At 57.9% G+C, this 13,295-nt stretch carries 12 protein-coding genes and 2 pseudogenes; 6 read left to right on the top strand and 8 right to left on the bottom strand.

Annotated elements, in window-relative coordinates:
* The 5 genes and pseudogenes from ASD60_RS28140 to ASD60_RS10085 form a co-directional block, all read left to right on the top strand.
* Nucleotides 1-328, top strand: a pseudogene (locus tag ASD60_RS28140) (RHS domain-containing protein); the annotation flags it as partial.
* 1 nt (nt 329) lies between these two features.
* A pseudogene (locus ASD60_RS29145) lies at nt 330-577 on the top strand (RHS repeat domain-containing protein); the annotation flags it as partial.
* Nucleotide 578: 1 nt separating this feature from the next.
* Nucleotides 579-1,296 (top strand): RHS repeat-associated core domain-containing protein (locus ASD60_RS29380; RefSeq protein ID WP_236708439.1); only part of this gene is annotated, 718 nt, incomplete at its 5' end.
* Between the two features lie 9 nt (nt 1,297-1,305).
* Complete coding sequence (locus ASD60_RS10090; protein WP_236708437.1) at nt 1,306-1,725, top strand: hypothetical protein; 420 nt, start codon at nt 1,306-1,308, stop codon at nt 1,723-1,725.
* Between the two features lie 349 nt (nt 1,726-2,074).
* Nucleotides 2,075-2,395: a hypothetical protein gene (locus ASD60_RS10085; protein ID WP_056853864.1), complete on the top strand. Its 321-nt coding sequence runs from the start codon at nt 2,075-2,077 to the stop codon at nt 2,393-2,395.
* 131 nt (nt 2,396-2,526) lie between these two features.
* Here the strand turns inward: ASD60_RS10085 and ASD60_RS10080 are convergent, their stop codons facing one another.
* Together ASD60_RS10080 and ASD60_RS10075 are read right to left on the bottom strand one after the other, a co-directional pair.
* A complete protein-coding gene (locus ASD60_RS10080) occupies nt 2,527-4,317 on the bottom strand; it encodes a bifunctional diguanylate cyclase/phosphodiesterase (RefSeq protein ID WP_056853863.1) in 1,791 nt (596 codons plus the stop codon).
* A 146-nt stretch (nt 4,318-4,463) separates the two neighbouring features.
* Nucleotides 4,464-6,545 (bottom strand): carboxy terminal-processing peptidase, encoded by a 2,082-nt coding sequence (locus ASD60_RS10075; protein WP_162250573.1) that lies wholly within the window; start codon nt 6,543-6,545, stop codon nt 4,464-4,466.
* A gap of 138 nt (nt 6,546-6,683) precedes the next feature.
* Between ASD60_RS10075 and ASD60_RS10070 the strand changes: the two genes are divergently transcribed.
* Nucleotides 6,684-7,646, top strand: a complete 963-nt coding sequence (locus ASD60_RS10070; RefSeq protein WP_056853861.1) for a zinc-binding dehydrogenase — start codon at nt 6,684-6,686, stop codon at nt 7,644-7,646.
* 105 nt (nt 7,647-7,751) lie between these two features.
* Here the strand turns inward: ASD60_RS10070 and ASD60_RS10065 are convergent, their stop codons facing one another.
* The 6 genes from ASD60_RS10065 to ASD60_RS10040 form a co-directional block, all read right to left on the bottom strand.
* The gene (locus tag ASD60_RS10065) at nt 7,752-8,405 is read right to left on the bottom strand and encodes an HAD family hydrolase (RefSeq protein ID WP_056853860.1); all 654 of its coding nucleotides are present in this window, start codon (nt 8,403-8,405) and stop codon (nt 7,752-7,754) included.
* 34 nt (nt 8,406-8,439) lie between these two features.
* Nucleotides 8,440-9,429 (bottom strand): ABC transporter ATP-binding protein, encoded by a 990-nt coding sequence (locus ASD60_RS10060; RefSeq protein WP_056853859.1) that lies wholly within the window; start codon nt 9,427-9,429, stop codon nt 8,440-8,442.
* Nucleotides 9,426-10,226: an ABC transporter permease gene (locus tag ASD60_RS10055; protein WP_056853858.1), complete on the bottom strand. Its 801-nt coding sequence runs from the start codon at nt 10,224-10,226 to the stop codon at nt 9,426-9,428. The genes ASD60_RS10060 and ASD60_RS10055 overlap by 4 nt, the downstream gene beginning before the upstream one ends.
* A complete protein-coding gene (locus ASD60_RS10050; RefSeq protein WP_056853857.1) occupies nt 10,213-11,058 on the bottom strand; it encodes an ABC transporter permease in 846 nt (281 codons plus the stop codon). Before ASD60_RS10050 ends, ASD60_RS10055 begins: the two co-directional genes overlap by 14 nt.
* Nucleotides 11,055-11,861 carry an alkaline phosphatase family protein gene (locus ASD60_RS10045; RefSeq protein WP_056853856.1) on the bottom strand — a complete coding sequence of 269 codons (807 nt, stop codon included), beginning with the start codon at nt 11,859-11,861 and terminating at the stop codon, nt 11,055-11,057. Before ASD60_RS10045 ends, ASD60_RS10050 begins: the two co-directional genes overlap by 4 nt.
* Before the next feature lie 142 nt (nt 11,862-12,003).
* Complete coding sequence (locus ASD60_RS10040; RefSeq protein ID WP_056853855.1) at nt 12,004-13,068, bottom strand: ABC transporter substrate-binding protein; 1,065 nt, start codon at nt 13,066-13,068, stop codon at nt 12,004-12,006.
* Nucleotides 13,069-13,295 lie beyond the last annotated feature (227 nt).

Below are 13,295 nucleotides of genomic sequence, written 5' to 3'. Positions count from 1 at the left end.
CCCGACGGCCGCGAAACGTCCTACCGCTACGACGCCTTCGGCCGACGCATCAGCAAGACCGTCGACGGCCAGACCACGGCGTTTTTCTGGCAAGGCGACCACCTCATCGCCGAAAGCAGCCCAAGCCACTACCGCAGCTACCTCTACGAACCGGGCAGCTTCCGCCCGCTGGCGATGCTCGACGGCCAAGGCCCGAAAAAAGCCTGCCCGTTCTACTACCAACTCGACCACCTCGGCACCCCGCAGGAACTCACCGACTACAGCGGCGAGATCGTCTGGTCGGCCCGCTACACCGCCTACTATCGCTTATACCGCGGGTCCTGGCCTGNGCCTGCCCGTTCTACTACCAACTCGACCACCTCGGCACCCCGCAGGAACTCACCGACTACAGCGGCGAGATCGTCTGGTCGGCCCGCTACACCGCCTACGGCAAAGTCAGCCAGCTCAGCCACAGCCACGGCGAACAGCTGGAGCAACCGCTGCGCTTCCAGGGCCAGTACTTCGACCCCGAAAGCGGCCTGCACTACAACCGCCACCGCTACTACCACCCCGACACCGGCCGCTACCTGACACCGGANGCTGCGCTTCCAGGGCCAGTACTTCGACCCCGAAAGCGGCCTGCACTACAACCGCCACCGCTACTACCACCCCGACACCGGCCGCTACCTGACACCGGATCCGGTGAAGCTGGCCGGCGGGTTGAACCCGTATCGGTATACGCCGAACCCGACGGGGTGGGTGGATCCGTTGGGGTTGAGTGATAGTTGTCCAGCCCACAACAAAAAAGAAAAGTTAGGATGCTCTCTACCCGATGATGTGAGTAAACACTCAGTCAACGAAGGCGCTCCAACCCTTCCTAAGCTGTTGACTAAAGAACAGGCGAAACGCCAAGTGTTAGCTTGGGAAAGACAATACGACATGCACACGGTCTCGAAACATGGCCCCGAAATCCCTGATGCGGCCCTGAAGCAAAGATCAATTGATGGAACTCATCCAAGTATAAAAGGGCGTAAAGAAGGGATAAACGCGAGCTCTCAGTTCACTTGCTGGACTTTACAGTGCCAGGCAATCGGATACGCTATCTCTAAAATGAATAAAGAGATACCTGAGCCGACCGGTTACGACAATAAAGGCAACCCTATAGTGAGGGTTGAAATACCTGGGGCAGGACGTGGTTATAAACCAAACCAAAAAGATATTAATAATCCTAAGTTTGTTGAAGGTATGAATGAGGTTGAGGTGAGGTTTGACAAGAGAAACATTAAACGGCCATTTACAGCTTTTCCAAGAAAATAAGGCGGGATAATGAAGTCACCCTTTGATAATGTGGATCTACCATGGGAGCCACAGCTGTCCTATCTACTTGTGGGTCTTGATGTATGTGATCATGGAGAAGAAGTTAGAGAGAATATTCGTAAGTATAATCCTAACTCTCGCCATGGCCGAAGAGAATTAATTAAAGAAGTTGTTCTACCTGGATTGGGCTATTTAAGCTATAGACATCGGTTCGCTCTTTATAAGTTGCTCGAGAAGAGTTTGTCTGATAGTGGATATGATTTTTCGACGCTGTTTGAAGCCGATTACGATAACTACAGTGCTGTTGCATGGGATGAAACCGAGATAGTGGACCCTCGCGGCTTTTTTGAAGATATATACAGAATAGCTGCAACTCAGTGGAAGGAGGATCTGCAAAAGGCTGGTTTTGAAGATCAGTCAACCTGGTGATCATATTTTTTGCGTTCTTGCGAAATTTCCCGTCAAAGTCCTAGGAGATTTCCTTCAAGTTCTAGCGGTTTTCATGAACTGGTGCGGCACGAGTTGCTTGGATAGTCTTGGTTTGTCTCCGCTTATGCGGCGATGGGGTGTAGGAACCCTCCAACCTTGAGCAACGTGTCGACGTCTGATTTACGGCTGCGAATCCGCAATTGTGAACTCATTTGCGGCGGCTGTGCGCGGGCACGCATTTGCGTGGTCGAGGTTGCTCTGGGCTCGATATTCCTACCCCGCGCATAGCTGCCACCTAAGCCTGTAGGAAGGCCGATGGCAGTTCTCTACTTCCCCTTGGAGCATTCAAATGAAAAAACTGACACCCGATCCACCCTACGAAAAACCAACTCCCCACCCCGAAAGTCGCTTCATGGCCCTCACCAGCAACAGCGACGACATGCCCACTCTGTTCGTCGACACCCAGGCGCCGCTCGACGTGCTGTATGACGCGGCCAGCTACCGCATCCAAGCGGTCACCCAAGTAATGGAGAACCTATCCATGCGAGGTTCAATCGAGTGTGAGTCGTTCATCCTCAGCGACTTTACCTTGCTCTGCGCCATTCCGTTACGGGATGGGTGTGATGTGTTGGATGTGATTGGGCAGCGGTTGCGGGCCAGGGCATCTTAAAGTTTGGGGTTGTTAGGTCGGACGCCATCGCGGGCAAGCCTCGCTCCTACAGGGGGGGTGTCGTTTGCGAAAACTGCATGCGCCACAGGACCCTGTAGGAGCGAGGCTTGCCCGCGATAGCGTCGGAGCAGTCAGCTCTGTCCCATTAGAAGTGCTCTTTCCGGTGTAGGCACCGCCAGGCTATCAATCACATGCACGCTGTACCCCGGCACGTTCTTCGCGTGGTGTTTGGCTTGGGAGGCCATTTCCGCCAATTGGCTGGCATCGATTTCTCCGCAGGCCTCTGGATGTAGGTGCACCACGCCGATGGACAGTGAAAGCAACGGGAATTCCTGGCGCACACCCTGGCGGTTGGGGGCGATGAAGCAGCCGGCTTCGAGGTGTTCGGCGCGGTAGAAGCGGCGGCACTGGCTCTGGAAGTCGTCCAGAAGCTGGTTCAGCCGTCGGCCCCAATCTTCCGGGCCAAGGACCAGTAGAAAGTCATCTCCCCCGATATGCCCGACGAAATCGCGTGACGGATCGACCCGGTCGTTAAGGCATTGCGCCAGGCACAGCAGGACTTCATCGCCACGGCCGTAGCCATAGATATCGTTGAAGGGTTTGAAGCTGTCGATGTCGACGTAGCAGATCACCGATTCGCGTTGCTGTTGTAACAGCCGTGTGAGGCATTGCTGGATCGGCACGTTACCCGGTAACAGGGTCAACGGATTGGCGTAGCGAGCCTGCTGGATTTTCAGCTCGGTAATCAGCTTGAGCACGTCGATCACCCGCCCCAGGCCCAGGTAGCTGCCGTTGAGGGTGATGATGAAGTCTTCTTCTATACGTTGCCGAGCGCGGCTGGTGATCAGGCGGCTGACCTGTTGCAGCGACTGGCTCATCTCGACGGCCAGGAAGTCATCGTTCATCAAGCGGCTGATCGGTTTGCGGGCGAACAGGTCAGTGGCGAACGGCTTGAGCAGCGCGTCGGAGAGCGAATGCCGATGGACGATGCCGCAGGGTTGGCCTTGTTCGTCCAGCACCGCCAGCGAGTTGAGATTGGCCTGGCGACGGAAGGCCTCCAGGACCGTGGCGGTCGGTGTGTCGCGGCCCACTGCCGGCTGGTCGTTGAGCAGGGCACTGAGGTCGCTGGCTTCATCGTTCAGCGCCACGGTGGCATTGTCCTGTCTTGGCATCAGGGGCCGGGCATCCTTGGGTGGATGCTCCTGCGGTCGGCACAGCAGATAGCCCTGAACCAGATCGACGCCCATCTCGGTCAGTACCGCCAGTTCCTCCGGCAATTCGATACCTTCAGCGATCACCTGCGCCCGTGAGGCCTTGGCGATTTGCAGGATTGAACCGACGAACTCGCGTTTGAGCGCGTCCTGATGGATACCGTCGATGAAATGTCGGTCGATTTTCACGTAATCGGGTCGCAACTCCGACCACAGTCGCAAACTTGAATAGCCTGCACCCAAGTCGTCCAGGGCAATCGAAAAACCCATCGCCCGGTAGTGATGCAGGGCGGTTTGCAGCAACTGGAAATCGTCGATGGGCGCCTGTTCGGTGAGTTCGATCACCACCTGGCTCGGCGGGATGCCGAAATCCTGCAGCAATTGCAGGGTACGACCCGGTTGATGCGCGGCCTCGAGCAGGGATTCGGGTGAAACGTTGAGGAACAGTTTTCCGGGCAATTGCTGTTCGTTGAACCGTCGGCAGGCACTCTGCCGGCAGGCGATTTCCAGTTCGCTCAAGCGACCGGCCTGGCGGGCGACGGCGAACAACGCGATGGGGGAGTGCAGCGGGCTGTTCGACGGCCCGCGGCTGAGGGCTTCGTAGCCGAGAATTCGTCGCTCAGAGAGGCTGATGATGGGCTGGAACAGGCTGTGCAAACCGCCTTGAGTCAGAATTGAGCTCAACGCACTCAGCTGTTCGGTTGTGGTCATGGCGGTCTCTGGCGATAAAAAAAGGGCTGGGCGTGTTCTCGGTAAAGAGAGCACGCCCAGCCCTGTATTTCACGACAGATTGATGACTGTTTGATGACGCTCCGCGGAGCGTCAGCATTAAATTGCCATCAGTTGCTGTTAAACACTCAGTGCTTGGCCACCGCCGTGTTGAGCTTGAGGTAGTCCAGCAGGATGCGCCCGGTTTCGCTCAGGTAGGCATCGTCTTCCGGCTTGGTCTTGTCTTGCTCGGCCGCGATGGCGTCTTCGTCTTCTTTCTTCAGCTCTTTGAGCGGCTCTTCGCCCTTGGCCTTGCGACGGATGTTTTCCATGGTCAGTTGCTTGGCTTCGATGTCGGCGTGTTGGGCTCGACGCTCGACTTCGTTGAGGCTGACGGTTTTCTCGTTCATCAACTTCTGTGCCAGGGCCAGCTTGTCGCGGATGAACACGAACTCGGCGTCTTTGGCGGTACGCACATCATGCTCGGACTTGAGCTGGGTGATGTACGGCTTGAACGGGTCGACCGCAGGCTTGATCGCCGCACGGATGGTGTCCCACGGCATCGCTTCCGGCAGGGCGCTTTCGCCGATTTCCTTGGTGTCGATGATCGACGGGTAGTCGATGTCCGGCAGTACGCCTTGATGCTGGGTGCTCTGGCCGGAAACCCGGTAGAACTTGGCCAGGGTCAGCTTCAGTTCGCCATGGTTCAGCGGCTGAATGGTCTGCACGGTGCCTTTACCAAAGGTCTGGCCGCCAATGATCAGCGCGCGGTGGTAGTCCTGCATGGCGCCGGCAAAAATCTCCGACGCCGAGGCGGACAAACGGTTGACGAGCAACGCCATCGGGCCTTTGTAGAACGCACCCGGATTTTCATCTTCGAGCACATCGACGCGGCCATCGGCGTTACGCACCAGTACGGTCGGGCCTTTGTCGATGAACAGGCTGGTCAGCTCGGTCGCTTCCTGCAAGGAACCGCCGCCGTTGTTGCGCAGGTCGATGACCACGCCGTCGACCTTGTCCTTTTGCAACTCGGTCAGCAGTTTCTTGACGTCGCGCGTGGTGCTCTTGTAGTCCGGATCACCGGCGCGAAACGCCTTGAAGTCCAGATAGAAAGCCGGGATCTCGATGACGCCAAGCTTGTAGTCCTTGCCATCCTGCTTGAGGTTGAGGACCGATTTTTTCACCGCCTGGTCTTCAAGCTTCACCGCTTCACGGGTGATCGGCACGATCTTGCTGGTCTGGTCGTTCGGCGCATTGCTGGCCGGAATCACTTCCAGACGCACCACGGTGCCTTTCGGGCCACGGATCAACTTGACCACTTCATCCAGACGCCAGCCAACCACGTCGACCATTTCCTTGTTGCCTTGGGCAACGCCGATGATCTTGTCGGCCGGTGCGACCTGCTTGGTCTTGTCGGCCGGACCTGCCGGCACCAGACGCACGACTTTCACCTGGTCGTTGTCACTCTGCAACACGGCGCCGATGCCCTCGAGGGACAGGCTCATGTTGATGTCGAAGTTTTCTGCATTATCCGGCGACAGGTAGTTGGTGTGCGGGTCGTAGGACATGGCGAAGGTGTTGATGTACGCCTGGAAGATGTCTTCCGCGCGGGTCTGGTCCAGACGCGCCAACTGGTTCTTGTAGCGCTTGGTCAGGGTTTCCTGGATCTGCTTGGAATCCTTGCCGGCGATCTTCTGGCGCAGGACTTCGTCCTTGACGCGCTTGCGCCACAGGTCGTCGAGTTCTGCGGTGGACTTGAGCCAAGGCGCGTCCTTGCGATCGATCAGCAAGGTTTCCTTGGTGGTGAAGTCAATCTTGTCGACACCCTTGTTCAACTCGGCAAGGGCAAAGTCCAGACGCGCTTTGACGCGGTCCAGGTAGCGCTTGTAGATGGTGAACCCGGCGTTGAGATCGCCGCTTTTGAGGAAGTCGTCGAACTGGGTCTTCCACTTGTCGAACTCGGCAATGTCGCTGGCCATGAAATAGCTGCGCGACGGGTCGAGCAATTTGAGATAGCTGTCGTAGATGATCACCGAGCGCGCATCATCGAGCGGTGGTTTGCTGTAGTGATGACGCTTGAGCAGTTCCACGACATTCAGACTGGCGATGACTTCGTCACGATCAGGTTGAAGCTTGTCCCAGCTGTTGGCTGCGAAAGTGTTGCCGGACATCGGCAGCAGGCCGATACCGATGAAAAGAGCGAGGGCAGTGCTGGGGAACAAACGCTTCATGTTGATTCGACGCGGGGACAATTGATAACGCATATTAGGCCGTCTTTGAAGTCGCCGGTTCCACAAGGGCCGGTCGCATAATGCAAAAAGCCCGGCGCTACAGCTTCGGGCTCAGTCCAGACTCACTATGGAGGCACTGTGAAAGCATTGCAAGGCGTTGACGGTCAAGTGGAGTGGCTTGAAGAGCCGAGTCCTGCGTGTGATGTAGGACAAGTTCGCATCCGGGTGTCGGCTGCGGGACTCAATCGTGCCGACTTATTACAGAAGGCAGGGCTGTATCCGCCACCACCTGGGGCCAGCAAGGTGCTCGGTCTAGAGTGTTCGGGCGTGATCAGCGAGGTCGGCCCGGGTTCTTCCTGGCAAGTTGGCGATCGGGTTTGCGCCTTGCTGGCCGGGGGCGGGATGGCCGAGGAAGTGGTTGTCGACGGACGGCACGTGCTGCCGGTACCCGACGAAATGTCGCTTGCGGAGGCGGCGGCGTTGCCCGAAGTGTATGCAACGGTCTGGTTGAATTTGTTTCAACTCGCTGCGCTCAAGCCAGGGGAAAAAGTCCTGCTGCACGCTGGAGCAAGTGGAATCGGTTCAGCTGCCATTCAGCTGTGCAAGGCGTTCGGAAATCCGTGCTGGGTCAGTGTCGGTTCTGCCGAACGGCTGGCCTATTGCGAAAAGCTTGGCGCCCAGGGCGGTGTGGTCCGTAGCGGCAATCTCGAGAGCTTGAGCGATCTGGGGCCGTTCGATGTCATCCTCGACCCGGTAGGAGGCAATTACGCGGCGCTGAACCTTAAGCTTATGGCTCTGGATGGGCGCTGGGTGCTGATCGGCTTGATGGGCGGCCGTGAGGCCAGGCTTGATCTGGCGCAAGTGCTGGCCAAGCGTGTGCAACTGTTGGGCTCGACCCTGCGCAGCCGCGATGATCAGTTCAAGGCGGATCTGTTCAGTGATCTGCGCCAGCACGTGTGGCCGCTGTTTGCTGAAGGCCGGTTGAGCCCGCAACTGGCCAAGGCCTTCCCGATCAAGGATGCCGAAGCGGCGTTTGCCGAGTTGGCGAGTAACACGGTGGCTGGGAAGCTGGTGTTGGTGATTGATGAAAGCCTGACCTGATAACCCCCGTAGGAGCGAGGCTTGCCCGCGATGATCGATGACACGGTCTGCCAAACATACCGAGTCGCCTGAATCGCGGGCAAGCCTTGCTCCTACACGAGCGGGTTACTTCCAGATATGGATTGGCCAGCCGGCTTTTTCCGCCTGTTCACGCAGCACCGGGTCCGGGTTCACCACATGTGGGAAATCCACCTTCAGCAACAGCGGCAAATCATTGCGTGAGTCGGAATAAAAACTCGCGCCTTCAAGGTTTTCCTCTTCTGCATCCAGCCACTCCAGCAGCCGGGTGATCTTGCCTTCGCGGTAGGTCAGGGTGCCGACGGTGTTGCCGGTGTAAGCACCGTGGGCCACCTCCAGTTCGATCCCGAGAATCTCGTCGATGCCCAGGCGCTCGGCAATCGGCGCCACCAGGTGCGTGCCGGAAGCCGAGATCACCAGGATGCGGTCGCCGGCCTTGCGGTGCGCGGCGATGGTCTTGGTGGCGTCGCTGAAGATGATCGGTTCGATGAAGTCTTCCACCCATGGGCCGACCAGGTGTTCGACCTCAGCCGGTGTACGACCGATCAATGGCTCCAGGCTGAAGGCCATGTAGTCTTCCATCGCCAGGTGACCTCGGCCGTAGGCGTCCATCAGTTCCTTGTCGCGACGCAGGAAGGATTCGCCATCGACCCAGCCGAGGCGGACCATTTGTTCGCTCCACAGCGAGGCGCAGTCGCCGTGGATCAGGGTTTCGTCCAGATCAAAAATTGCCAGGGCCATCAGTGCAGTTCTCTCTTCAACGTCAGCAAGGTCATCAGGCTACCTCACACAGGGCCGTCGGATCGATGGAAAGCGCCAGACGCTGACCATCGGGATGCAAATCGGAGGCCGAGCGGTTGAGTACATCGACCACCAGCTCTACGCCGCGGGCTTCGATGCGGTAGCGGATCACGTTGCCCAGCAGGCTGTGGCTGCGTATTTGCGCGTCGAGTTCACCGTTGAGGCTCAGTTCGATGGCTTCCGGGCGAATCGCGATTCGATGATTGATCGGCCGCTGCAACAGCTTCGTCGCGCTCTCGGCATCCAGCAGATTGTAGTTACCGATGAACCCGGCGGCGAACACATCGACCGGCGCTGTATAGAGGGTTTCGGCATCGCCGCTTTGTACGATTTTTCCCTGATTCATCAGGAAAATCCGATCAGACATGGTTAGCGCTTCTTCCTGATCATGTGTGACGAAAATCGTGGTCAAGCCCAGTTCGCGCTGGATCTGACGGATCTGTTCGCGCAGGTGTTTACGAATCCGGGCATCGAGCGCCGACAGCGGTTCATCCAGCAGCAACAGGCGAGGGCGGGTCACCAGCGAGCGGGCAAGGGCGACGCGCTGGCACTGGCCACCCGACAGTTGATGGGGATAGCGGGCGGAGAAATCTTGCAGTTCTACCAACTTCAATACTTCAGCGACGCGCTTCTGGCTGTCGTCCGAGTTGACCTTTTGCATGCGCAAACCGAAGGCGACGTTCTGTTCCACGGTCATGTTGGGAAACAGCGCATAACTCTGGAACACCATGCCGATCCCGCGTTTTTGCGGGCTCAGCGGCACGATGTCGATGCCATCAAGCAGGATCTTGCCGCCATCTACCGAGGTCAGTCCGGCGATGCAGCGCAGCAGGGTCGATTTGCCGCAACCGGACGGGCCGAGCAGGGTGACGAATTCGCCTTTCTGGATTTCGCAGTTGATGTCGCTGAACACCGTGGTGCCCGCGTAGTTTTTCTGAAGATGTTGGACGCTGACATAGCTCATTCGCTTTTGTCCCTGTTCAAGATGTTGGCAATCCAGGTCAAGACCAGCACAAAGAAGAAGTAGGAAATCACCAGCGCACTGGTGAAATGTCCGCTGCTGTTGCGCATGTTGTTGAGGTAGACCTGCAGGGTTTCGTAACGGGTGCCGACGAGGATGTTGGCGAACACGAATTCACCGAACAGGAACGAAAACGACAGCAGCAACGCCACCATCAAGCCCTTGCGCAGGTTCGGCAGCACCACCAGGAATGCCGCCTGAAAGGTGCTGGCGCCGAGCAGTTGCGCGGCGTCCATCAGGTCACGCAGGTTGATCGCTTGCAGGTTGTTGGTGATCGCCCGGTACATGAAGGGCAATGCCACAGTGAAGTAGCAACCGATCAGGATCCACGGTGTGCCGACCATGGCGAACCGCCCCGAGCCGTAGAGCTGCAACAGACCGACCGACGACACCACTGGCGGCACCGCGAAGGGCAGCAGGATCAGGATGTTCATCACCGCATCGAGTTTTGGAAAGTGGTAATGCACCACGAACAGCAGCGGCAGGATCAGTACCACTGACAGGACCAGTGCACCGACACAGACCAGCAGCGACTGGCCGAAAGCACTGAGAAAGCGCGGGTCGCTCCACAATTGCACGTACCATTTGATACTGAAGCCGCTGGGCAGAATGGTCGCCGACCAACTGCTGGAGATCGAGTAGATGAATGTGCCGAGCAATGGCAGCAGCAGGATCGCGAACAGCAGGTAGACCACCACCCTGTGGTAGACCCCGATAGGTCCCAATTCAGCGCGAGACATGGTAGCTCCTCTTCAACAGCAGCTGATGCACGATGGTCACCAGGGTCATCAACGCCACGAGCACTACGGCCAGGGCGCTGGCGAGGTTGGGGTCGAGGGAAATGTCACCGGATACCATTGCCGCGATCCGGATCGGCAGCACGTTGAAGTTGCCGGTGGTCAGGGCATACACCGTGGCGTAGGCGCCGAGGGCGTTGGCCAGCAGGATCACGAAGGTGCCGAGCAATGCCGGGGTCAGCACCGGCAGGCCGATGTGGCGCCAGAACTGCCAGCCATTGGCGCCCAGCAGCGCAGCGGATTCGCGCCAGTCCTCGCGCAAGGCGTCGAACGCCGGGTAGAGCAGCAGCACGCCGAGCGGGATCTGAAAATAGGTGTAGAGGATGATCAGCCCGGTTTTCGAATACAGGTTGAAGTCCTGAATGATCCCGGCCTGCTTGAGCATGATGGTGAAGCTGCCGTTGAAGCCGAGCAGGATGATGAACGCGAAAGCCAAGGGCACGCCGGCGAAGTTGCTGGTCATGTTGGCGAAGGCGTTGACGAAGTTGCGCAGTTTCGAATCGACCCGACGCAGTGAATAAGCGCCGAGCACCGCGATGATGATGCCGAATACGCTGGACCAGAAGCTGATCTCGAGGCTGTAGCGGATTGCCTGCAAATAGAACTTCGAATTGAAAATCTTGGTGAAGTTGGCCAGGCCCCAACCGAATTCTTCCGATTCGAGGCTGTTGATCATCACCCACACCAGCGGGGCGATTTCGAACACGATAAAGAACAGAGCGAAGGGCACCAGGCACAAAGCCGCCAGCCATTTGCCGCGAGTGATGGCATTCACTTGAGCAGCTCCCGGCACACAGGTTTGTCGTGGGGGACGCCCAGCAGCTCGCAGACGGTGCCGCAGATTTGCGTCTGTTTCGGGGCGGCATCGGCATTGAGACTGAAGGCATCACCGAGCACGAACAGCGGAACTTCACGTTCCTCGGGCAGCAGGCCGTTGTGGGACCGGTCGTTATTCATGCCGTGATCGGCTGTCACCAGCACTTGATAACCCGCGTCGAGCCAGCCTTGCAGATAGTCGGCGATGATGATGTCGGCGGAGCGCGCGCTGTTTCGGTATTGCGCAGTTTCGAGTCCGTGCTTGTGCCCGGCGTCGTCAATGTTCATGGGGTGCACCAGCAGGAAATTCGGCGCATGGCGCAAACGCAGGTTTTCGGCATCGGCAAACAGATGCGAGTCGGGATAATGATCGTTCCAGTAAAAATGCCCGTGCTGGATCGGTAGGTCGGGGTTGTCGGTATGACGATCACGCGCCGCGACGAACGGCGAGCGGTTGTACAACTCACTGACCCAGTGGTATGCCGCCGCAGCCGTTTTCAGCCCGGCGTCAGTGGCATAGTGATAGATGCTGCGCTGGTTCGACAGGCGCGAGACATTGTTGTGGACGATGCCGCTGTCGATCGGCGTGACGCCGGTCAGGATGCATTCGTACAGAGGGCGGGACAGGGCCGGCAATTCGCACTCCAGCTTGTAAAGCGCTGCGCGTCCTGCGCCGACATAGGCTTGCAGGTGCCCCATGGCGTGGCTGGCGACTTCGTAGTTGAGGCCGTCGAGCACCACAAGGATGACGTTGTGATTCATAGGGGCGATGACTCCGCAAAACAATGAATATCAGCGAAACCCGCAGGCGCGAAGCTTGCTCGCGAAGACGGACTTTCAGCCAACAGGGATGTTGACTGTCAGTGCCGCTTCGCGGGCAAGCCTCGCTCCTACAAATCACGCATTACTTCATTTCGACGATGACTTCTTCGTTCCACTTCTGCGGCAAGGCCTTGGACGTTTTCTCCCAGGCATCCGCGTCCTTGATCGGCGTGACCTTTTTGTACTGCTCGTTTGGCAGCAGCTTGGCTTTCACGTCTTCGGGCAACGTGATGTGTTCAGCACGGATCGGACGGGCATTACCTTTGGCCAGGTTGATCTGCCCGGCGTCACTGAAGATGTACTCACGGGTCAGCTTGGCGGCGTTCGGGTTTTTCGCGTATTTGTTGATGATGGTGGTGTAGCCGGAAATCACCGAGCCATCGGATGGGATCAGCACGACATAGTCATCCGGGTTGGCCATTTTGGCCTTGTAGCTCAGGCCATTGAAGTCCCAGACCACACCGACTTCGATCTCGCCTTTTTCCATGGTGGCAATGGTCGGGTTGGCCATCGACAGGCGACCCTGCTTGGCGATATCGGCAAACATCAGCAACGCAGGCTGCAGGTTTTTCTCGTCGCCGCCATTGGCCAGTGCTGCGGCCAGTACGCCGTTGGCTGCCTGAGCCGCGGTGCTCACGTCACCGATGGACACTTTGTATTTGCCAGACTTGAGGTCTGCCCATTTGGTGGGTACTTCGGAACCGTGCAGCAATTTCTTGTTGACGATGAAGGCGATGGTGCCGGTGTAGGCCAACGCCCAGTTGCCGTCCTTGTCCTTGGCCCAGTCGGGTACCTGGTCCCAGGTGGACGGTTTGTACGGTTGCACCACACCTTGCTTGACCGCAATCGGGCCGAAGGCGGCGCCGACGTCGCCGATGTCGGCACTGGCGTTGTCTTTTTCCGCGGCGAACTTGGCAATTTCCTGGGCCGAGCTCATGTCGGTATCGATGTGTTTCAAGCCATATTTCTTGGCCAGGTCTTCCCAGGTGCCTTTCCAGTTGGCCCAGTCATCGGGCATGCCGACGCTGTTGACTGCGCCTTCCGCTTTCGCAGCGGCTTCCAGGGTTTTCAGATCATCAGCCGCCATGGCGGCGGTGCACATGGCAATGGTCGAGCCTAACAGTGATGCCAGGAAAAACTGTTTCATTCCGAAGCTCCTTGGGTCGTGTTCAACGCTGCGATTGCGGTTTGTGTTGGTCTAGGTCAGCAATACCTGAGCCAATTTAGGGGGGCTGGATGACACTTTGATGTCGTTCGTCGCCCGACAGGCGTTTTATTTGCCCGGTACTGACGGCTGCCAAGTAAGCGTAGACCATTGGCAAATGCCCGCAGTACAAGCACTTGGCAGATGTATTGCACGGATTTCAACGCGCC

Source organism: Pseudomonas sp. Root562 (assembly GCF_001427125.1).
In the GTDB taxonomy this organism is placed as follows: domain Bacteria; phylum Pseudomonadota; class Gammaproteobacteria; order Pseudomonadales; family Pseudomonadaceae; genus Aquipseudomonas.
Note: the sequence above shows the minus strand (reverse complement) of the source record. Positions and strands in the feature narration are given on the sequence as shown.

Excerpts from the sequence above, each read along its gene's own strand:
- ASD60_RS10090 (WP_236708437.1), top strand. The coding sequence starts at position 1,306 with ATGAAGTCACCCTTTGATAATGTGGATCTACCATGGGAGCCACAGCTG.
- ASD60_RS10040 (WP_056853855.1), bottom strand. The coding sequence starts at position 13,068 with ATGAAACAGTTTTTCCTGGCATCACTGTTAGGCTCGACCATTGCCATG.
- ASD60_RS10075 (WP_162250573.1), bottom strand. The coding sequence starts at position 6,545 with ATGAAGCGTTTGTTCCCCAGCACTGCCCTCGCTCTTTTCATCGGTATC.
- ASD60_RS10060 (WP_056853859.1), bottom strand. The coding sequence starts at position 9,429 with ATGAGCTATGTCAGCGTCCAACATCTTCAGAAAAACTACGCGGGCACC.
- ASD60_RS10055 (WP_056853858.1), bottom strand. The coding sequence starts at position 10,226 with ATGTCTCGCGCTGAATTGGGACCTATCGGGGTCTACCACAGGGTGGTG.
- ASD60_RS10065 (WP_056853860.1), bottom strand. The coding sequence starts at position 8,405 with ATGGCCCTGGCAATTTTTGATCTGGACGAAACCCTGATCCACGGCGAC.
- ASD60_RS10085 (WP_056853864.1), top strand. The coding sequence starts at position 2,075 with ATGAAAAAACTGACACCCGATCCACCCTACGAAAAACCAACTCCCCAC.
- ASD60_RS10045 (WP_056853856.1), bottom strand. The coding sequence starts at position 11,861 with ATGAATCACAACGTCATCCTTGTGGTGCTCGACGGCCTCAACTACGAA.
- ASD60_RS10080 (WP_056853863.1), bottom strand. The coding sequence starts at position 4,317 with ATGACCACAACCGAACAGCTGAGTGCGTTGAGCTCAATTCTGACTCAA.